Genomic DNA, 20,690 nt, shown 5'->3' with positions numbered 1-20,690 from the left:
TAATGTACCAACCGCCATCATCTACGAAATTTGCCGTAGGCATATTTGTTACGACATTGCTTTATAAAGATTTTTTGTCGACTCGATTTTCAAAATCGGCAATTTTTCGTTGAAAATGTTACAGCCATTTAACTTGCCATAGAATTGGCCGGCGATATGCCTGTCCCGACGGAGTGTCCAGTCTCGGCCCCTCCTACCGGGGAAGATATATGCGCCTACATATAACCACCGCATTGGCACCCGTTCTGCTGGCCTTGATGCTCAGTCAGACCGCCATCGCTCAGACCGCCGTTACCGAAAATACCGGCCTGGCGACAACCGTGCCCGTTGTATCCGTCAGCGGTGCCGGGCAGGTAACCAGCTACAAACCGGACTATTTTACAGAATTCCAGGTCTCGACCGCGCGCGACATGGTTTTTCATATTCCAGGCTTTACCTTCCAGCAAGGTGAGCAGGTGCGTGGTTTTGCCGGCGCCGCCGGTAATGTCCTGATCGATGGGCAGCGCCCTGCCAGCAAAAATACGCTGAACATGACGCTGAACAACATCTCAGCAGCGCAGGTCGACCATATCGAACTGATCGTCGGCGGCGCCCCGGGCATAGACATGCAAGGCTATAGCCAGATCGTCAATGTGGTGCGTAAGCAGAGCGATAAGCCCAGCATTTTCTTCGGTGGCAACGTGAAGTTCTTCCGCGAAGATTCGAAACCCGCAGGCTTTTTCAACTACTCGTCCAATAAAGGCGGCAAGACCACGAACTTCTATGTTGAGGCGTTTGAGTTCAAGGACAATGGCGTAAGCGATACGAAACGCTACATCTACACGCCGGACCTTAGCGATCCGATGCCAAAATACGTCTTTATCCCCCAGGTTGGTCGCGGCACTGGCCATGCGGAAAAATTCGACCATTCACGCCCCTTCCTGGGCGGAAAGCTGTCGTTCAATGCCAACTACAACCCTATCTATTACGACCTGAACGCCGACTATATCCGAGACGGGGTGTCTTCGCCGGAGCACATGGACCTAAAAGAAACCGAAAGCGAGATCGGCCTCCAATACGAGCGCAAACTGACCAAGACAGTCAGCCTGGACCTCAATATGCTGAGGCGATACGACCGCGAAAGCATAGAGGATATCTATCGCGAGACGGATTACAGCGCCCTTTACAAATCGCTAGCTCAGTCGTCGGAGCATATCTTCAGCGGCAAGCTGACTTGGCAACCGAATGACACGCTGACCTACAAGGTCGGCGCTGAAAATGTCGTCAACCGGCGCGACAATGCCACTAGCTATGTCGAAAACAACCTGGTGACAGCCGTACCCTTCGATACCGTCCGCGTCGAGGAAGATCGCAACGAATATTACATTATTCGAAACTGGCAGGCGACACCCAGCCTGAACGTAGAAACCGGTTTAAAGGTCGAGACCTCGACCATTTCTGTCAAGCAGGAAGACCGGTCGCAATCCTTTGTCTACCCGAAACCGAAGGTCCAGATCGTTTGGACGGCGAACAAGGACCTGAAGGTGACGTGGCGGACCGAGCGCGTCGTCGGCCAGCTCAATTTCGACGATTTCGCCTCTTCGGTATCGCTCGACACCGCCGTCATCCAAGCCGGTAATCCAGAAATTGTTCCCCAGAAAGAATGGCAGAACAGCCTCGCCTTCGATTACAGCTTCTGGAGCAAGGGCGCGATCAAGTTTCAACTGCTGTACTCCGCCTTGCAGGATACTCTGGACTACAAGCCGATCGTGACCAGCGACGGCGTGTTCAACGCCCGCGGCAATATCGGCGACGGCACCTTCGCGCAGGCTGGCGTCTGGGTCACCCTGCCGCTCGATAAACTGTATATCAAGGGCGGCGAACTGAAGTTCGACTATGAGGTCAACCACACCCGCGTGACAGACCCGATCACAGGCAAGGATCGTCGGATTTCGCGAACCAATCCAAATAATTATAACATCAGCTTTAACCAGAACCTGACGAAATATCGCGCAAGCTGGGGTGTCGAGATTGCGAGTCAGAACGATAAGTATCAGTACAACGCCACCGACGCCTACACTTATAGGTCATCGCCGTGGGTCTCCGTCTTCGCCGAATACAAGACGAAAACCAACCTCACCTACGCCATCGTTATTCAGAACCCAGCCGGGCGCTACGATAAATACGACCGCACGGTTTACGAAGGCCAACGGGCCACCACACCGGTTTCCCGTGTCGAGCGCAACTCCGCCTACAGCAAACCGTGGTTTATCCTGAAGTTGAAAAAGGAGCTGTAGCGCTTCCGTAAAAAAGCCCGGACATTGCTGTCCGGGCTTTCTGTCCGGGTAATCTTAGCGCTGCGCGGGATCAGGCTCTTCTATCGCAGCGTCGGTATCGCTGGCGCCGTGGGCCCAGCCCTTGATCAGGAAGGACAGGCCGAAGAAAGCGGCGCCCAGGATCACGCCGGTCCAACCGATGGTGTTGAACGTCTTGAGCGAGGTTTGCAGTGCCGCGCCCGCATCAAGCACCTTGCCACCGACGGTTTCCGTACCCGCCATACCTGCGATCCAACCCGCCAGGTACTGGCCCCCAGACGTGCCTAGGAACCAAACCGCCATCATAGTGGCGATCAGGGTCGGCGGCGACAACTTGGTCTGCTGCGACAGCCCTACCGGCGATACGGCCAACTCGCCCCACGTATGGATAAGGTAGGTTAGGAGCAAGAACATAAGCGGCAGTTTGAACGCACCGTCTGCCAAGGGTGCTGCCCATACCAGGATCAGGAAGCCGAAGCCTGCGCAGGCCAGACCGAAGGCGAATTTCTTGACCGGGTCCGGGTCTTTGCCGCGCCGCGCCAGATAGCTGAAAATGGCGGCAAAAACGGGCGCGAACATCAGAATGAAACCGGCATTGAAGCTCTGGGTATTGGACGCCGTAATGCCCATTTCCACCCACAAGGTGTTCTTGGCAACATAGCTAAGCGACGCCAGTTGCTCAGCAGAAGCGAGAATGACCGTTTTGCCCATCATCGCGAACGAGATCGGGGCGGCCAGGATATTAAGATTGGTGTTGCGCTCTGCAAACAGCGATAGCGACGACCCGGCCTGTTCGAAAAGAGACCAGAAGACGACAGATGCCAGGGTAAGAATCATGGCCAGGCCGAGTCGGTAGTTTTCAACACGGGTAAACTTGGTGACCATCTGGAAGACAATATAGATCATGATCAGGCTGAACGATCCGAGCAGGACCCAGCGGACATAATCGTTGCGTTGAATGAGAAAGAAGATGACGGGGATGGCCAACAGGCCACCCGCATAGATCAGCCACTCTTTGGAAATCCCACCAACCTTGGGCGCGATGGCCGCATGTTCAGGCGCTTCGCCCTTGCCCTCCAGCCACTTACGGCCGAGCACGAACCACAAAAGCCCCGTCAGCATGCCGATACCCGCCAGTCCAAATCCGGCCCACCAGCCATATTTGTTGCCGAGGAAACCGCACAGGATGGCCGCCCAGAAAGAGCCGAGATTGATGCCGAAATAATAGAGCTGAAAGCCGGAATCGCGGCGCGGGTCGCGATCCTTGTACAATTGCCCCACCAGGGAGGAAATGTTCGGCTTGAGAAAGCCTACCCCCATGACGATGAGCGAGATGGAGATGAAGAAGGCGCTTTCCGACCACGGCGTCGTGCGCGCCACGCCGAACTCATAGGTGCCCTTCGGCATTACCGCCGGAATATCCGCATTGGCCGGCAATCCCTTGATCTCAAGACCGCCATCCTTGGTCGGAGCATAGTCGTACAACCCCTCGCCCAGTTTCAAACGGACGTGACGATCGCCTTCGCGGCCGTCGGCGACGAATTCATATCGATGCCCGCCATAGGTGAGTGTCTGCGTATTGGGAGAGCCTTCGAAGGCCATGCCAAAGTGCCCGAAGACCAGCAGCAGACCGCCGAAAATGATGGCCTTGCGCGTACCGATCCAACGGTCCGCGACCAGACCACCGATCAAAGGCAGCATGTAGACCAAGGTGGTGTAAGACCCGTACTGGGAATTGGCGCGGTTATCATCGAAGAGAAAATGCTGCGTCATGTAGTAGATCAGCAGCGCCCGCATGCCGTAGTAAGAAAATCGTTCCCACATTTCGGCAAAAAAGCAGACAAACAAGCCCTTCGGCTGGTTACGCATCTGCATAAGGACAGGAATCGCCGTCAGGACCGTGATGATCAGTCCAGCAAAAATAATAAAACTCATTTTGAAGCTCGCAAAGGGAGGTGGCTCGGATCCCCAGTGCGAGGTCGTTGCCTTTTTTACGACAAGACCAGCAATTTAATCACTTGGCAAGCATAACAGTCGCTGCAAATGCGAAATAGTATACGATTATTGCCTGACTAATAAGCTTCCTGCGCATAGAGCTTGCTGAGGTCACCTTGCCAGACGCCATTGTATTTCTCCAGCAGACGATCTGCCGGTGTCAGTCCGCTATCGGCGATTTCGAACAACTCCCCCAGATAGCCGGTCTCATCGACCATGCCGCCGGACAGCCTGTTGCGCCGCTTCAACCCATCCTTCGCGATGTCGAGCATGTCCATGGCCCAGTCCTTTACCGGACGGCCGGCGATGTCGCCCTTCAGGCCGGTTTTTGCCGCCATGTGACGCAGGGTGTTGTGGTCGGCGCTTGTCCAACCCTTGACCAAGTCCCACGCCGCCTCAAGCGCCGTCTGATCATAGAGCAGACCCGCCCACAGCGCCGGCAGGGCGCACAGGCGTGACCACGGTCCGGCGTCGGCGCCGCGCATTTCGAGATACTTCTTGAGACGCACCTCGGGGAACAGGGTCGTGAGATGATCCGCCCAATCGTCCATGGTTGGCAATTCGCCCGGCAAGGCCGGCAGCTCACCTTTCAGGAAGGCTTTGAAGTCCTGGCCCGACGCATCAATATAGCCGCCATTTTCGGGCACATCGCGCTTGACGAAGTACATAGGCACATCAAGCGCATACTGGGCATAACGTTCGAAGCCGAACCCTTCCTCGAAAACAAAATCGAGCATGCCGGTGCGATCCGGGTCCGTATCAGTCCATACATTGGCCCGGGCGGAGAGAAAGCCGCTCGGCTTGCCTTCGATAAAGGGCGAATTGGCGAATAGCGCGGTCGCAAGAGGTTGAAGCGCCAGCGACACGCGGAACTTCAACACCATGTCCGCTTCGTCTGCATAGTCAAGATTGGCCTGGACCGTGCAGGTACGCAGCATCATGTCGAGGCCGAGCTTGCCCTTTTTCGGCATGTAGGACCGCATGATGTTGTAACGCCCCTTCGGCATGACCGGCGTTTCCTCGCGCGTCCACAGCGGCGAGAAACCAACGCCGAGGAAGCCCAGTCCCAGCTCCGAAGCCACAGCCTTGACCTCTGCCAGGTGTTGGCCGGTCTCATCGCAGATGTCATGGATGGTTTCGAGCGGCGCGCCGGACAGTTCAAACTGGCCGCCTGGCTCAAGAGTCACCGAAGCGCCATTGCGCAGAAGGGCGATCAGTTTTCCCTGCTCACGATAGGGCGTCCAGCCGAACCGCTGTAAACCGGTCAGCATGGCCTCGATACCATCGTGGCCATCATACGCCGGGCGCCTCAGCGTATCGAGGTGGAAAGCGAATTTCTCATGCTCGGCACCGATGCGCCATTTTTCGCGCGGCTTGTTGCCGCTTTCGAAATAGCTGACCAGATCGGAAAATGTGCGGACAGGTTCCGCCTTAGAAGTCTCAGCCACGCGTCCTGCCCTCTCATTTTGCAAGCGTGGCCTATATGGGCCGGCTTTATGTGACTGGCAAGGCTACACTTTAATTTTACCGCCAATCGCCGCAAACCGACTGGTAAAGCGTGAGGGCTGCAATGGCAGCGGTATCTGCGCGCAGGATGCGCGGCCCCAGGTTCACGGGATGCACATCGGCGCGCGCGCGAAGGGTCTGACGCTCGGTATCGTCGAAGCCGCCTTCGGGCCCGATGAGGATGGCCGCAGAGCCTGTCAATGTTGACAAAACCTTATGCAAGGGCCGTGTCACGCGTTCGGCCTCATGGGTGGTCTCTTCATCACCGAACAGGATCGCATCGCATCCCGGCGCGCTCAGGAAGGCATCGAGCCGTATCGGCGCCAGGATGTCAGGCACATCGAGGCGTTCCGTCTGCTCAGCCGCTTCTTGGGCAATCAGCTTCAAACGTTCAACCTTGGTATGGTCGGCATTGGATCGTCGCGTTATCAATAGTTGAATCCGCGCGGCACCCAACTCCGTCGCCTTTTCAACGATGTACTCGAGCGGCGTACGCTTGATCAGGGCGACGGCGAGCGTCGGCCCCAAGGCCTTGCCTTGTGGCCGTGTTTGAACGACCAGCCTCAACACCACGTGTTTTTTGCCGGCTTCGTGGATCACGCCCAGCCATTCACCGTCGCGGCCGTTAAAGACGGATACCTCGTCGCCGACCTGGCGGCGCATAACGGACATGAGGTAGCGGCTCTGATCGCTGTTGAGCGCGATGGCCAGATCGGCGGCGAAGACCGGTGTGGGTTCGGAAAGATAGAGACGGATCATATGCCGGGTTTAACGCCGAACCGCCGTCAGACCAAGTCCTATGTCGTAAAAGAGGTCAAGCCAAAGACCTGAAATAGGCCCCGCCGTTTCCGGTGGGGCCTCGGTTGGTGCTATTTCTTTTCGGCCAGAATATCGTCCAGCAAGGCCGGCGTGCCTTCGACCCGTTGCAGAACAGGATAGCGCAGCCCCCCCGTATAGGTCACCTTTATGACGCGGTAGGTTTCGTCCATCTTGACGATCAGTTCGATCGGCTTACCCGACTTGGCCTCGGTAATGGCGCGCTTCATTGCGTCATTGTCATAGGTTCGACCGTTGATGGCAACCAAGGTGTCGCCTGGCGTCAAACCGGCATTGAAGGCAGCGCTGCCCCACAAGACGGATGTCAGGGTGTTATCCTTGTTACTGACCGAAAAACCGATCGAATAGTTGAGGTTGGTGACCTTCCTTATGCTTTCGACACCCTTGTACAGATCGCTCGGCGTTTCGGTATAGACCAGTTTGTAGCCGCCGCGCGTAATACCGTCGAGTGGCGCGCCCCCGTTATTGGCTTCGCCATGGCCATCCAGGCGGGTGCGCAAGAAGGTCGCCCAATCATAAGGGTAAACGCCGTTGAGCGTTTTGACCACATCGTCGAATGTGTAGGTCGCCTCACCCCATTCACCGTTCTGAATGCCGAAGAAATCATGGGCGAAGACGTCAAGCGATTTCTTGCCCTTGGTCTTTTCCCGGATCAGGGTATCGGCGTCGAGCCAGATCAGCAGGCCTTCGTTGTAATAGTCTTCCGAACGCTGGTAAGAGGTCCAGTTTTGCGGCGCGCGGGCTGAGATCACCGGATCGTTGGTGGTGTCCTGAAGCGCGCGCCATTTACGACCCGGCAGGTTATCATAATTGGCCGCCGTAAGGGCCAGGTTCTGCAAGGCTAGTTCCTTGGTATTGAGGCCCGACCGGGCCGCTAGAACCTGTCCCCAATACTGGGTCTGGCCTTCATAGACCCACAACAGGCTGTTGCGCATCGGCACCTGGAAATTCGGCGTCCACAAATCGGCGCCGCGGCGGAATTTACCGTTCCACGAGTGGGTATATTCGTGCGCCAGCAGATCACGGCTGTAGCTGACCTTGGCTTCGGTCAGGTACTTTTTCTCGACACGGTTTTCGGAGCTGCGATGATGTTCCAGGCCGATGCCACCCAGTTGGTCCGACGCGGCAACCAGGAAATCGTAGTGGTTATAATGGTGAGAGCCGTACAGCTTGTACGCCTGTTGAACCAGTTTCTTGTGCACGTCGATAAAGGCCGGCAGAGCGTCAAGCTGTTCTGGGCTGTCTGCAACAACGTTCAAGCGAACCGGCACAGGACCGCCCGGATCCAGGTCCCAGGTTTTGAAATAGCGACCGGCGAAGATTGGCGAATCGATCAGCGTGTCGTAATCGGTTTCTTTGAAGGCGACCGTATTGCCGGTCTTGCTGTCAGTTTCCAGACCGGTGGCATAGCCCCAGCCCTCAGGGAAGGTTACGGTCGCCTGGATCGGAATCCGCTTGGCGTAGTAGCCGGCGGGATAGAGGCTGGCGAAATCGAATTGAAGGTTCAGCATGTCCGGCGTCATCACCTGCCGGCCAGCGGCGGCGGTCGTAGGCGCCAAATACTGGAACTCGACGTCGACAGCGGTCACGCCTTCCGGCACGTTGATGTGGAACGCGGTGACTTCGATCTGGTCACGCACCCACGTCAGCGGCTTGCCGTTGGCCGATACCATCAGCCCAGCGATCTTGCTGATTTCGGAGCGGTCGGAATGGTGGCCCGGCAACCATTTCGGCAACATAAGGATCAAGTCGCCCGCCTTGCCGACCGGCACGGTTTCCTTGACGCTGAATATCTTGCGATCGAGATCGGTGGCGTCAATGCTGACCTTAAGAACGCCCGGATAGGCGATATCCTGAGGTGGCGCGATCACGGGGTCGGGCGGTGCCATGGTCTGGGCACCCGCAGTGTTCGCTATCATGCCAACGCTTAGCGCGATTGCGCTGACAAAACCCAAAACTGTCTTCTTCATGGAACCTATCTCGCTGATACAACCCCGGAAGGGCAAACCAAGCCCAGATTGTTACATTTGTAAAGGCCCAAGCCTCACAATGGCCCCGTAATCTATCGATGCTATTCCATAGCGATTTATTCTGGCAACGGAATAAACTCCTGATCGTCGCCGGGCACCTTGGGGAAAGCAATGCCGTCCTGGGCCTTCCAGTCCGCCTTGGCCTGCTCGATTCGATCCGCGCGCGATGACACAAAGTTCCAGTAGATATGGCGCTCGGTCAGGGGCTCACCGCCGACAATAACAAAATGGCTGTCCTCGATGGCAGTAATGGTGGCGGCCACACCGGGCGTCAGCACGGCCATCTCGTATGGGTTCAGGCGGTGACCGGCAATATCTACGGCGCCTGAACACAGATAGACGGCACGTTCTTCGACCGCCATTGGCGCATCCAGACTCTTACCCGCCGGCATGTTCATTTCGGCATAGAAGGTCACAGCATAGGTTTTGACCGGAGATTGCAAACCGAACGCACTCCCCATCATGACACGCACATGCGTGCCGTCTATGTCGGCCTGCGGAATGTCGGCGGCATCATAGTGGAAAAAAGCCGCGTCCACCTCTTCATCGGCTTCCGGCAAGGCCAGCCAGAGTTGCAGGCCATCCAGACGACGCGGATGCGCGATGGCTTCGGCCTCTTCGCGCTCCGAATGGGTGATGCCCTTGCCGGCGACCATCAGGTTGATGTCGCCCGGCACGATCACCGACCGCGTTCCCAGTGAATCGCGGTGCAAAATTCGCCCTTCAAACAGATAGGTGACGGTCGCGAGATTAATGTGGGGATGGGGCCGGACATTGATGCCGATGCCGGGGGCGAATTCCGCCGGCCCCATATGATCGAAAAATATCCACGGTCCGACCATGCGTCGCTTGGCGACGGGCAGGACACGACGGACCTTGAAACCGCCCAGATCCTTTTCGCGCGCCGGGATTATCATGGAAATGGCTTGGGGCAATATATCGCTCATGGCGGAGTTCCTTGTCAGCGTCGGTGTTTGCGGCGGTGTTTCTTTTTCGATTTGGGCACAGCGGCAGTTGGTGCAGCGGTCACGGCCGGCGCGCTTTGCGCCGATACGGGGGACACGGCGAGCAGTTCGACCTGGGTTTGCAGGGGGACCGCGAGTTGCGCCACCTCGTCGCGGGCCGTTGCCTTTATGGTATAGATACCCGGTTTATCTTGCGGTTCGAACTGGATCAACACCACCTTGTCGCGGTTGTCGTAAACGGCCTGGCCGTCGCCGATCGGCCCACGACTGCCTGCCAGATGGTGATAATCACTGCCAGCGTACAGGGTGCCGTCGGGCTGATAGACCTGTACATCGTAGGTGACTTCGCCGTTGCCATTCTTGTCGGCCTTCAGCCCGGTATAGAGGAGCTTTATGGCCAGGACGGCGCCCGCCTCCGCGCGATTGACGCGACTGAGTTGCCGCCCCTCGCCCGACGGCTTGGCGAATTGGGACAGCTCCTGCTGGGGGACGACCACCAGCATGGCGGAAAAGCGACCGTTGCGGTCGGGGAAGCCCTGCGCCGGATTGTAATCCGTAGTGGTCGTCGTTTGCGGAACGACAACAGCCGGTTTGGCGGGTGGCGGTTTGGCTGGGAGCTGGGCCGCCTGAGCGGCGACACCGAACGCAAGGACCATATAGCCGCCGACCAATATAGCTGCGCTGAAAGTCTTCATTTCGTGATCCTTTACCGCCGTCGTTATGTCACGCCGGCAAGGGGCAGACAAGCACTCCATTCCAGTCTATCGGTGGCTGCGGGCAACGGAAAGAACGAATGGCGGGCAACAGAATTTCATTCGTCGATGCCTTCCGGTTCTGGCTGAAGCTCGGCCTGATCAGCTTTGGCGGACCGGCAGGGCAGATCGCCATCATGCACCAGGAACTCGTCGAAAAACGGCGCTGGCTTTCGGAAAAACGCTTTCTGCACGCCCTGAGCTATTGCATGGTGTTGCCGGGCCCCGAAGCCCAGCAATTAGCGACCTATATCGGCTGGTTGATGCATCGCACACTTGGCGGTGTTGTTGCCGGTCTGCTATTCCTCCTGCCCTCCCTCATCCTGTTGATCGCACTGTCGTGGGCTTACATGACCTTTGGCCACGTGCCGTGGATCGCCGGCCTGTTTTACGGGGTGAAGCCAGCCGTGATAGCCATCGTCGTGCAGGCGGCACTGCGCGTGGGGGCGCGAGCACTAAACCATTGGAGCTTCTGGGTAATCGCGGTGGCGGCATTCGTCGCCCTGGCCGTCTTTCATCTGCCCTTTCCGCTCGTCATCTTAACCGCTGCCGCCATCGGGGGCATCGGCGGCCGACTGGTGCCGAATCTATTCCGCGGCGCCGGGCACAAGACCACGCAGACGACGCACGCACCTGCCATTATCGATGACGACACGCCCTCGCCTGCACATGCCAGATTTCGTTGGCCCCGCCGGCGGGCCGATTGTCGAATCGAGCCGCGGCGATCTGACCTTTACGGCGCCCCTTACGGCCATCACAGCGGCGGTCGTCGGCGTCATCGCCAATCTGGCGGTGTTTTTCGCCGGACATGTCCTTTGGCCAAAGGGGATCAGCGCACCGATCGACCTGACTGCCCTGGCCATGATGATAGCCGCCGCCGTCGCCCTGATCCACTTCAGGGCCAACATCATGGCCGTTATCGCCGCCTGTGCGACAATCGGCATGATTGTGAGTACCTGACTATAAGATCAGGTCATAAAATAAGCCCCGACGGCATCCGTCGGGGCCTTAAGTTAGGGATGACGTCCGAAGTTAGTTGCTGGCGTTATCCGGTACGGCGCCCAATTCGCCGCTCTCGCGGGCCTTTTTGCCATATACGAGTTCGAAAACCGGCGACGCCATGACCGTCGTCACAATGGCCATCATGACAAGCATGGCGAACAAAGGCAGCCCGATGATGCCCTTCTGGAGGCCGATATTGATGATGATGAGCTCCATCAGGCCACGCGAATTCATCAGGGCGCCGATACCCAACGCTGTGCGGTTGTCTTCGCCACTAAATCGGGCAGCGGCGTAGCAGGCGCCGAACTTGGCCAAAACCGAAACGACTAGGATGGCCCCCGCGACCATCAGCATCGGAACAGAGTTGACCATGTCCATGCGCGTATTCAGACCCGAATAGGTGAAGAACATTGGCAGCAAGACGATGACCGCAAACGGCTCGACCTTCTTTTTCAACTCCTCGACGAACTTGCCGCGCGGCATGGCCGTGCCCAGGATGAATCCGCCGAAGATGGCGTGAATGCCGACCGCATCCATGGTGAAGGCGGCGACAAAGAAGCAGATCATGGTGATGGCCAGAACCGTATGGCTCATTTCACCGCGGGCATCTACGGCGCGGCCAAGCGGCGCCAGAAGCTTCGGACCGACCAGAACGGCGAACAGGGCAAATGCCAGACCTCCACCGATGGCGAGAATCGCCACACCGGGACCGGCGCCGAACGTCGCCAGCACAACGGCCAGCACGCACCAGGAGACGGCGTCGTCGAAGGCCCCAGCCGTCAGCGACAAAGTGCCGAGCGACGAGTTGGCCAGACCGCGTTCATTGATGATACGGGCCAGCATCGGGAAGGCCGTAAGCGCGATACACGCCGCCATGAAAAGCGTGGCGTTGAACCGGGAAATGCCTTCTGCGAACAGCCCCGGGATGGTCAGCAGCCAGGGCGTTATCAAAATGGCCAGCACGGCCGGCGCTGTGATACCGGCCAGGGAGACTGCGAATGCACTCCTGCCCTTGGATTTGAAATGATCAACGCGGAACGATGTCCCGACTATGAACATGTACAAGCCGACGCCGAGCTGAGCGCCTGTATAAAGGATATTCTTCATTTCCTTGGGGAAGATAGCCCCCTGAATTTCTGGAAAGAGCAGGCCGAACAAAGACGGCCCGAGGATCACCCCCGCAATCATTTCACCAACCACCTGGGGCTGCCCCAGAAATTTCTGCCCGATCCAGCCGACGACCCGGCAGGTGGCGATGATGACGGCCAGTTGCAGGAAAAAGTGAATGGAATAATCGCCGGGTGCATAGGCCTTGGTGATGCCGTCGACACCAACCGCGCCGTGAGGCGATAGAATATTCGCTACTTCATGAGCGAGGCTTTGCCATAGATCCATGGCCATGAGATCGAGGATCATTGAGTTTCCCTGAGGCAATTAGAGGTCTTATCCGTGGCCATTCGCCCGACTTGGTAGCAAGGCATCTCATAAATCCGCGTTACGTCAACCGAAAAATTTAGGCACAACTCCTTTATTTTATTGAAAAAACCTTCTGTATTAGCTTTGATATATTGTAGAAACAATGCTACTTTTCCAATTGACCGTCTGTAGCAATGTAGTTCCATCTTGCCGACGCGTCAGCACCATCCTATGGTGAGGTAAATATCGATGGTGTCCCAATGACGACGATTAACAGCCGTGATTTCAACCAGGATGTAGGTCGCGCGAAGCGGCTGGCCCGGCAGGAGCCGGTTTTCATCACCGATCGCGGTCGTCCGTCCCACGTGCTGATGAGCTTCGAGGCGTTCCGCCAGATAAGCGGCCAGACAGAAAACATCGTCGACCTGCTGGCCATGCCGGACACTGAGATCGAACTTGACGCTCCCCCGGCAGACGCAGGCTGGGATCGTACCGAAGCCATGGATGACGGAGCGAACTGATGTATCTATTGGATACTCCGGTCATCACCGAATTGCGCAAGGCGAAATCCGGGCGCTGCGACGACAATGTCATGCGCTGGGCGGCCGGCGTGGCGCGGCAAAACATGTATATGTCGGCTATCGGCCTGCTTGAGCTTGAAAACAGCGTCGTAAAGATAGAGCGGAAGGATCGCAACCAGGGCGCCCCCTTGCGGCTATGGCTAGACGAACAGGTCATGAAGGCCTTCGATGGGCGCATCCTGGCAATCGATGCCGTGGTCGTCAAAAAGCGCGCCGCACTGCCTGAATACAAATCTGATCGCGATGCGTTGCTGGCGGCCACCGCTCAGGTCCACGGCCTCACGCTCGTGACCCGTAATGTCGCTGTCTTCAAGACGACCAAGATCAAACTCTTCAATCCCTGGGGCTACGCCCCGAACGCAGATGTCGCCGGCGATGACGCTGACTGGCAACAGGCGGCCCGGACGGGCTCACAGTGGCTTAAGAGCCTGTTTCTTAGATAAGACCGGCAAGGCAAGGATAAGACTGGTTTAGCGCCGCTAATCAATTTACATTAGAATTATAAGCTTTAAACACCATTGACGCGCTTTTGATTAAACACTACCCATTGGGTGTAGATTTATCGGCGCTTACGGAGAGGCAACCCATGCTATCCATGAAAGCCAAATACGCACTTAAGGCGCTTATTCACATGGCACAAATGGACAAACCTAGCCTGCCCAGCAAACAGATCGCAGAGGCAGAGGATATTCCGCAGAAATTCCTCGACAACATTCTTCAGGAGTTGCGCCAGAACGGAATCGTCGATTCCAAACGGGGCATCTTCGGGGGGTATTTCCTGGCAAAAAGCGCCAGCGAGATTTTTCTGGGGGACATTATCCGCATTATTGACGGACCATTAGCGCCCATCCGCTGCGCCAGCCTGACCGCCTATCAAAAATGCGAAGACTGCCGCGACGAGGCGGCCTGTCAATTGCGCCACCTGATGCTCGACGTCCGTAACGCCATGTCCAGCGTGCTGGACAACCGATGTTTGCAAGACCTCGTGCGTACCCCTGCCCTAACCGCATAGCCTGGTTTGAGGGCCGACCTGACTTTAGGGTCACGTCGTCAAAATATCAATAAATTTCAATGACCTATCAGACGAGGACCACCATGAGTGTACCGTCCAGCCCCTCCGTGCGCCAAAATTCCGGCTTCGCCGCCCATACGACTAGCCAGGACCTGACCGAAATCGAACGGCAGATATTGGCCAGCCTGCAACAAATCCGCTTCGGATCACTCGAAATCATCATCCATGATTCCCGCGTGGTCCAGATCGAACGCAGCGAAAAGCTGCGCTTCGACGCCAAGGGCAAGCCCCTAAACGAAAGCCTGTCGTAGTTCTTCGATAGCCTGTCCTAGTTCTTCAAGCGTACATAAAACCATCCATAAAAACATAATTCGCTGACCGGACCACCGGAAGTGATGCACCCGACACAGGAGTCATCCTTTATGCGAATCTCTGCTTCTTTCGTCAGCCTCGGCGCTGCTGCCGCCGCCCTGACGTGGGTGGCCGCTCCCGCTTACGCGCAAGACGCCGCTCACCCCACCGACGCCGCCCCTCTTACCACGGACGAGCGTATTTCCCGCCTGGAACAGGAACTGGATACGCTCAAGCGCCAGCGTGAGCTGGACCAGGAACTAACCACCGCCGCCGCTGCGAAGACACCCACCGCCGTGCTCGACAAGAAGGGGCTTTTGTTTACCTCGGCCGACGGCAAATATGCGTTTGGCATCAACGCTCAGGTCAATATCGACGCCCATTCGTGGGGCAATGACGGCGGCACGCTCCAGGACGAAGTCGTCGCCCGCCTGATCCGCCCGACCTTTTCGGGTAAGGCCGGTAACGCGTCCTTCCGCATTACGCCGGAATTGGGCTCCTCCTCCTCGGCCGCCGCATCCATCGTCGACGCCTATATCGATTACAAGTTCTCTGACGCGGTGCAATTGCGCGCCGGTAAGTTCAAGTCGCCGCTGGGCCTGGAACGTCTGCAATCCGACGCCGACGTCATCTGGACCGAACGCGGCCATTCGACCAACCTCGTCCCCAATCGCGACGTCGGGTATCAGGTGTTCGGCACCTTCCTCGACAATAGGCTGGAATATCAGGTCGGCCTGTTTGACGGCGCCACCGACAACGCGAACCTGAATAATGACACCGATAACCACAAGGATATCGCTTACCGTATCTTCACCCAGCCGTTCGCCAATTCAAGCGTCGTCTGGCTTCAGGGCCTCGGCATCGGCTATGCCGGCTCTGACGGCAAACACATCGGCAATGCGACCAACACCCAATTGGCCAGCTATCGCACGCCGGGTCAACAGACCTTCTTCCGTTACAATACCGGCGTCTATTCGGCCGGCAAACAAACGCGCTCCAACCCGCAGGCCTGGTTCTATCTCAACAATTTCGGCCTGCTGGTCGACTACGTGACGAGCCAACAGGACGTTCAACTCGGCACCGCCCACGCTAAGCTTGAGAATTCCGCGCTCGACGTATCGGGCTCCTGGGTCCTGACGGGCGAAAGCGTATCTTACAAGGGCGGTGTCAAGCCGGCGAACGAATTCAACTGGAAGAAGGGCACCTGGGGCGCCGTCGAACTGACGGCGCGCTATGGCTATACCGACATCGACAATGCGGCCTTTACGGGCGGCTTCGCCTCCCTGACCTCCTCGGCGTCGAAAGCAACCTCCACGGGCCTTGGTATCGGCTGGTACTGGAACGAGAACATCAAGCTGGTCGCCGATTGGGATCAGACCAAGTTCGATCGCGGCGCAGCCGGCACAGCCGACCGACGTATCGAGAACTTCGCATCCGGCCGCGTCCAGTTCCGTTACTGATCGCTTTTTATCCCCGACACGGCACGCTGCCCACCTTCGAGTACGGCCAAATCTGCCACACCCTGACAAAAGGAACCTACACATGTCTTCCAGCACTTTCAGCAATGATTTTGACCGCCGGCAACTGCTGGGCGGACTGGCCGGAGGCACCGCCCTCCTTGCCACAGGCTTGAGCCTTCCGGCCCTGGCCGCCGGAAAGACACGCGAACTGCTTAACGTGTCATACGATCCAACGCGCGAACTCTATGTTGCTTATAACCAGGCCTTCGCCAAGCATTGGAAGGCCACAACCGGCGAAGATATTGTCATCCGCCAAAGCCATGGCGGCTCGGGCGCCCAGGCCCGCTCCGTCATCGACGGCAGCCCGGCCGATGTCGTGACACTTGCCCTCGCCGCCGATATCGACAGCATTTCAGCCAAGGCCGGCCTGCTCCCCGCCAACTGGCAGACGCGCTTCCCCAAAAATTCGACGCCTTACGCTTCGACCGTCGTGCTTCTGGTCCGCAAGGGTAATCCCAAGAAGATCAAGGACTGGGACGACCTTATCCGCCTTGATGTCTCGGTTATCACGCCAAACCCCAAGACATCCGGTGGCGCGCGCTGGAACTACCTGGCCGCCTATGCCTATGCCAAGAAGCGCTGGGGGACCGACGCCTTGGCCAAGGAGTTCCTTGGTAACCTGTTCCGCCGCGTCCCCGTGCTTGACACCGGTGCGCGCGGCTCGACCGTCACCTTCGTCGAACGCGGCGTCGGCGACGTGCTGATCGCCTGGGAAAACGAGGCCTGGCTGGCCCAGAACCAGCTCGGCAAGGGCAAGTTCGAAATCGTCTATCCGTCGATTTCCATCCTGGCCGAACCGCCGGTCGCCGTCGTGGATAAGAACGCGAACAAGAAGGGCAACCTGGCCGCCGCCAAGGAATATCTGAACTATCTCTACAGCGACGAAGCCCAGGACATCATCGCCCAGAACTACTACCGCCCGTCCAACCCGGCCGTGCTGGCGAAATATGCCAGCCGCTTCCCAAGCATTCCTCTGGTCACGATCAATGACTTCGGCGGCTGGAAAAAGGTGCAGTCGGAACAGTTCGACTACGGCGGCGTGTTCGATCAGATCACCAAAAGGTAACGCATCGGCGGCCGAAGGTCACGAGACCGCTATTTGCTAAACCGCGCCGCTATAACCCCCAACAGAGGCGATACGATGACGGGACAACCCGACACCGCAGCGACTGAACCGGTCATACCCGACCACTTCCAGGCGCCCCACCCGGCAAAAGGCACGACCCGTGTCCTGCCGGGTTTCAAGATCACACTGGGCCTGACCCTTTTCTATCTGAGCGCCATTGTCATCATACCCTTGATCGCGCTGGTCGCGCGGCCATGGGAACACGGCTGGCAGGGTTTTCAGTTTGTCCTGACCGACACGCGCGTTCTCCATGCGCTGCATCTCAGCTTCATAACCGCCCTAGCCGCGGCCGTGGTCAACGCTGTTGCGGGCCTGGCCGTCGCCTGGGTTTTGACGCGCTATAATTTTCCGGGCCGAAAGCTGCTGGATGCCCTGATCGACCTGCCGTTCGCCCTGCCGACCGCCGTCGCGGGGATTGCCTTATCCAGCCTGTACGCCTCCAACGGCTGGATCGGCTCGATCACCGAGCCTCTGGGCCTGAAAATCGCCTACACGCCCATCGGCATTTTTCTGGCCCTGACCTTTATTGGCCTGCCCTTCGTCGTGCGCAGCGTTCAGCCGGTATTGGCCGAATTCGAGGCAGAGGTTGAGGAAGCGGCCGAAACTCTCGGCGCCACGGACTTCCAGACCGCCTTCCGCGTCATTCTGCCCGCCCTGATGCCGTCGCTGGTCACCGGCTTTTCGCTGGCCCTGGCGCGCGGCGTCGGTGAATACGGCTCCGTTATCTTCATTGCCGGCAACATGCCCTATGTCTCGGAAATCGCGCCCCTGCTGATCGTGATCAAACTGCAGGAATTCGACTATGCCGGCGCCGCCTCCGTCGGCGTCATCATGCTGGCCATGTCGCTCGCCATCCTGCTGGTGCTTAACATTACCCAGCGCTTCTTTGCCAATGTCGGGAGCGCCAAATGACCGCCAGAGCCGCCAAAGCCCCGAAAACCGCCGCCGGTTTCGCCCTGCTCGCCTTTACGCTGTTGTGGATGGGCTTCATTATCCTTCTGCCACTGGTCAACGTGCTGGTGACCGCCTTCTCGCAAGGCATCAAACCGTACCTGGCCGCCCTCGATACCCCCGACGCCCATGCCGCAATCTGGCTGACCCTGCTGGTATCCGCCATCGCCGTTCCGCTCAATGCGGTCTTCGGCATCTGCGCCGCCTGGTGCATCACCCGCTTCGAATTCAAGGGTAAAAGCCTGCTGCTTTCCATCCTTGACCTGCCGTTTTCCATCTCGCCCGTTATTTCCGGCCTGGTGTGGATTCTGTTGTTCGGGGCGCAAGGCTGGTTTGGCTTTCTGCTACGCGATCACGACATAAAGATCGTGTTCGCCCTGCCCAGCCTGGTATTGGCAACTGTGCTCGTTACCCTGCCCTTCATCGCGCGTGAACTGATCCCGCTTATGGAGGATCAGGGAACAGACGAAGAAGTCGCCGCCCGGACCCTCGGGGCGCGCGGCTGGGACATCTTCTTCCGCGTCACTCTCCCCAACATCAAATGGGCGCTGCTCTACGGCGTGCTTTTGTGTACCGCCCGGGCCATGGGTGAATTCGGCGCCGTGTCCGTCGTGTCCGGTCATATCCGCGGCCTTACCGATACGCTGCCGCTCTATATCGAAATCACCTACAATCAGTATGACACCATCGGCGCCTTTGCGGCGGCGTCCATTCTGGCGGGTCTCGCCATTGTTACGCTCGTCCTCAAAACCATTCTGGAATGGCGCTTTGCCGGCGAGCTTGCCGCCGCCCGTCGACACTAGGAAACAGTTTCATGTCGCTCATCGTCAAGAATATCAACAAGACCTTCACCAACTTTCCCGCCCTGCGCGACGTCACGTTCGAAGCCAAATCGGGCGAATTCATCGCCCTGCTTGGTCCGTCGGGATCTGGCAAAACGACCCTGCTTCGGCTTCTGGCCGGGCTGGACACCCCCAATACGGGTGAGATTAGTTTCGAAGGCGAGAACTACCTTAAACTCAATCCGCGCGACCGCCGCGTCGGCATGGTGTTCCAGTCTTACGCCCTGTTCCGCCATATGACCGTGGCGCAGAACATCGCTTTCGGGCTCAATGTCCGCCCGGTCAAGGAACGCTCGTCCAAGTCGGAGATCAAGGCGACGGTCGAGCGCCTGCTCAAGCTCATCCAGCTTGAAGACCTGGGCAAGCGCTATCCCAGCCAATTGTCGGGCGGCCAGCGTCAGCGCGTCGCCTTGGCTCGCGCGCTCGCCATCAATCCTCGCCTGCTGCTGCTCGACGAACCGTTCGGCGCACTGGATGCACTGGTGCGCAAGGACCTGCGCCGCTGGCTTAAGCGTATCCATCACGAAACGGGCGTCACGACCATTTTCGTAACCCACGACCAGGAAGAAGCCCTGGACCTCGCCGATCGGGTCGTCGTGCTGAAGTCCGGCAAGGTGGAGCAGATCGGAACGCCGCTCGACATCCACTCCAATCCGAAATCGGCCTTTGTCTTTGACTTCCTTGGCTCAGCCAACAAGGCACAGGGCTCCGTTAAGAGTGGCGTCGCTCAATTCGATGGCTTTTCCGCTCCGGTGATTGGCGCGGCCAACGATGGCGACTATGTACTGCGCTTCCGCCCCTATGAAGCGCAATTGTCGCGCGGTGGTCCTGGGCTTCCCGTCACCGTCACCGCCGTTCTGCCCGCCGGCAGCACACTGCGGCTGGAACTGACCGGGACCGATGGCGCCCTGTTCGAGACCCAACATACGCATGGCAGCGAGGCGCAGGGCTTTCAGGTCGGCGACACACTACGCCTCAAACCAGAACGCGTTTATGCTTACGCCTGATTTTTTTGGCGAGACCCGACCGGCTATCCCCGGTCGAGATTAATCCGTGTGCTGCGTATTGGGATATAAAAAACCTACATATTTTCGCAAGATAGCCATAGACGCATTTCAAAACATACAATCAATCTTGTACTTTCAAAGACTTACAACCCGGCAGCAGTCATAAAACTGTCATAAAAACAAATCGACTCTTGCCTGCTCTCCTGTCAAAGAGGCGCCAATTCGTTTCCAGCGGCGCCAATAGTTCAGGAGAGCCCTCATGTTCGATGCGTCCGCCGAGTTCAGAAAGTCCGAGCCTGTGGTCACCCCACCTGAACCGCGCAAGCCCCGCCCGTCGCCCTCTCTTCTATTTATCATCCCGATCCTGCTGGGCCTGCTCTATGTCGGTTTCTGCGTGCATGAAGACGCCCTGGCCATCGGCCAGCCGATTGCCGTCGGCGCCTTCCTGTTCCTGGGCCTGGCCCTGCTGATCGCTTTCGGCTTCGAATTCGTCAACGGCTTTC

Annotated in this window: 18 protein-coding genes and 2 pseudogenes; 13 read left to right on the top strand and 7 right to left on the bottom strand. The window is 57.9% G+C overall.

Annotated elements, in window-relative coordinates; translation table 11 throughout:
* Positions 1 to 209: 209 nt before the first annotated feature.
* The gene (locus AEAC466_RS34035; RefSeq protein WP_023458320.1) at positions 210 to 2,276 is read left to right on the top strand and encodes a TonB-dependent receptor plug domain-containing protein; all 2,067 of its coding nucleotides are present in this window, start codon (positions 210 to 212) and stop codon (positions 2,274 to 2,276) included.
* Between the two features lie 54 nt (positions 2,277 to 2,330).
* On the opposite strand, the gene AEAC466_RS34030 is transcribed toward AEAC466_RS34035, so the two are convergent.
* The 6 genes from AEAC466_RS34030 to AEAC466_RS34005 all read right to left on the bottom strand — a co-directional run bounded on the left by AEAC466_RS34030 (position 2,331) and on the right by AEAC466_RS34005 (position 10,322).
* The gene (locus AEAC466_RS34030) at positions 2,331 to 4,229 is read right to left on the bottom strand and encodes a peptide MFS transporter (protein ID WP_023458319.1); all 1,899 of its coding nucleotides are present in this window, start codon (positions 4,227 to 4,229) and stop codon (positions 2,331 to 2,333) included.
* A gap of 137 nt (positions 4,230 to 4,366) precedes the next feature.
* Complete coding sequence (locus tag AEAC466_RS34025; protein ID WP_023458318.1) at positions 4,367 to 5,737, bottom strand: glutamate--cysteine ligase; 1,371 nt, start codon at positions 5,735 to 5,737, stop codon at positions 4,367 to 4,369.
* Positions 5,738 to 5,813: 76 nt separating this feature from the next.
* Complete coding sequence (locus AEAC466_RS34020; RefSeq protein ID WP_023458317.1) at positions 5,814 to 6,554, bottom strand: 16S rRNA (uracil(1498)-N(3))-methyltransferase; 741 nt, start codon at positions 6,552 to 6,554, stop codon at positions 5,814 to 5,816.
* A gap of 110 nt (positions 6,555 to 6,664) precedes the next feature.
* Positions 6,665 to 8,602, bottom strand: coding sequence for a M61 family metallopeptidase (locus tag AEAC466_RS34015; protein WP_031238796.1), 1,938 nt, complete (start codon positions 8,600 to 8,602; stop codon positions 6,665 to 6,667).
* 116 nt (positions 8,603 to 8,718) lie between these two features.
* Positions 8,719 to 9,609: a pirin family protein gene (locus AEAC466_RS34010; RefSeq protein WP_023458315.1), complete on the bottom strand. Its 891-nt coding sequence runs from the start codon at positions 9,607 to 9,609 to the stop codon at positions 8,719 to 8,721.
* 14 nt (positions 9,610 to 9,623) lie between these two features.
* Complete coding sequence (locus AEAC466_RS34005; RefSeq protein ID WP_023458314.1) at positions 9,624 to 10,322, bottom strand: hypothetical protein; 699 nt, start codon at positions 10,320 to 10,322, stop codon at positions 9,624 to 9,626.
* 98 nt (positions 10,323 to 10,420) lie between these two features.
* Between AEAC466_RS34005 and AEAC466_RS45305 the strand changes: the two are divergent.
* Positions 10,421 to 10,879, top strand: a pseudogene (locus tag AEAC466_RS45305) (chromate transporter); the annotation flags it as partial.
* A gap of 145 nt (positions 10,880 to 11,024) precedes the next feature.
* Positions 11,025 to 11,339 carry a chromate transporter gene (locus AEAC466_RS45300; protein WP_023458312.1) on the top strand — a complete coding sequence of 105 codons (315 nt, stop codon included), beginning with the start codon at positions 11,025 to 11,027 and terminating at the stop codon, positions 11,337 to 11,339.
* A gap of 72 nt (positions 11,340 to 11,411) precedes the next feature.
* Here AEAC466_RS45300 and AEAC466_RS33995 read toward each other — a convergent pair whose 3' ends face one another.
* Positions 11,412 to 12,797, bottom strand: a complete 1,386-nt coding sequence (locus tag AEAC466_RS33995; RefSeq protein ID WP_023458311.1) for a cation:proton antiporter — start codon at positions 12,795 to 12,797, stop codon at positions 11,412 to 11,414.
* A gap of 260 nt (positions 12,798 to 13,057) precedes the next feature.
* On the opposite strand from AEAC466_RS33995, the gene AEAC466_RS33990 reads away from it, so the two are divergent.
* The 10 genes and pseudogenes from AEAC466_RS33990 to AEAC466_RS33945 form a co-directional block, all read left to right on the top strand.
* Positions 13,058 to 13,318: a type II toxin-antitoxin system Phd/YefM family antitoxin gene (locus AEAC466_RS33990; RefSeq protein ID WP_023458310.1), complete on the top strand. Its 261-nt coding sequence runs from the start codon at positions 13,058 to 13,060 to the stop codon at positions 13,316 to 13,318.
* A complete protein-coding gene (locus AEAC466_RS33985; protein ID WP_023458309.1) occupies positions 13,318 to 13,821 on the top strand; it encodes a type II toxin-antitoxin system VapC family toxin in 504 nt (167 codons plus the stop codon). Before AEAC466_RS33990 ends, AEAC466_RS33985 begins: the two co-directional genes overlap by 1 nt.
* A gap of 152 nt (positions 13,822 to 13,973) precedes the next feature.
* Positions 13,974 to 14,390, top strand: coding sequence for an RrF2 family transcriptional regulator (locus AEAC466_RS33980; protein ID WP_200863963.1), 417 nt, complete (start codon positions 13,974 to 13,976; stop codon positions 14,388 to 14,390).
* An 83-nt stretch (positions 14,391 to 14,473) separates the two neighbouring features.
* On the top strand, positions 14,474 to 14,701 hold the full coding sequence (locus AEAC466_RS44135) for a YezD family protein (RefSeq protein WP_031238792.1): 228 nt from the start codon (positions 14,474 to 14,476) through the stop codon (positions 14,699 to 14,701).
* A 111-nt stretch (positions 14,702 to 14,812) separates the two neighbouring features.
* Complete coding sequence (locus AEAC466_RS33970) at positions 14,813 to 16,201, top strand: OprO/OprP family phosphate-selective porin (RefSeq protein ID WP_023458306.1); 1,389 nt, start codon at positions 14,813 to 14,815, stop codon at positions 16,199 to 16,201.
* Between the two features lie 82 nt (positions 16,202 to 16,283).
* On the top strand, positions 16,284 to 17,327 hold the full coding sequence (locus tag AEAC466_RS33965) for a sulfate ABC transporter substrate-binding protein (protein WP_023458305.1): 1,044 nt from the start codon (positions 16,284 to 16,286) through the stop codon (positions 17,325 to 17,327).
* A 75-nt stretch (positions 17,328 to 17,402) separates the two neighbouring features.
* A complete protein-coding gene (gene cysT / locus AEAC466_RS33960; protein WP_023458304.1) occupies positions 17,403 to 18,299 on the top strand; it encodes a sulfate ABC transporter permease subunit CysT in 897 nt (298 codons plus the stop codon).
* On the top strand, positions 18,296 to 19,141 hold the full coding sequence (gene cysW / locus AEAC466_RS33955) for a sulfate ABC transporter permease subunit CysW (protein WP_023458303.1): 846 nt from the start codon (positions 18,296 to 18,298) through the stop codon (positions 19,139 to 19,141). The genes cysT and cysW overlap by 4 nt, the downstream gene beginning before the upstream one ends.
* Before the next feature lie 11 nt (positions 19,142 to 19,152).
* Complete coding sequence (locus AEAC466_RS33950; RefSeq protein ID WP_023458302.1) at positions 19,153 to 20,187, top strand: sulfate/molybdate ABC transporter ATP-binding protein; 1,035 nt, start codon at positions 19,153 to 19,155, stop codon at positions 20,185 to 20,187.
* Between the two features lie 259 nt (positions 20,188 to 20,446).
* A pseudogene (locus AEAC466_RS33945) lies at positions 20,447 to 20,690 on the top strand (inorganic phosphate transporter); the annotation flags it as partial.

The sequence above is a fragment of the Asticcacaulis sp. AC466 genome (assembly GCF_000495815.1).
Classification (GTDB): Bacteria; Pseudomonadota; Alphaproteobacteria; order Caulobacterales; family Caulobacteraceae; genus Asticcacaulis.
The sequence above is the reverse complement of the archived record's forward strand: the minus strand, read 5'-3'. Positions and strand labels throughout refer to the sequence as shown.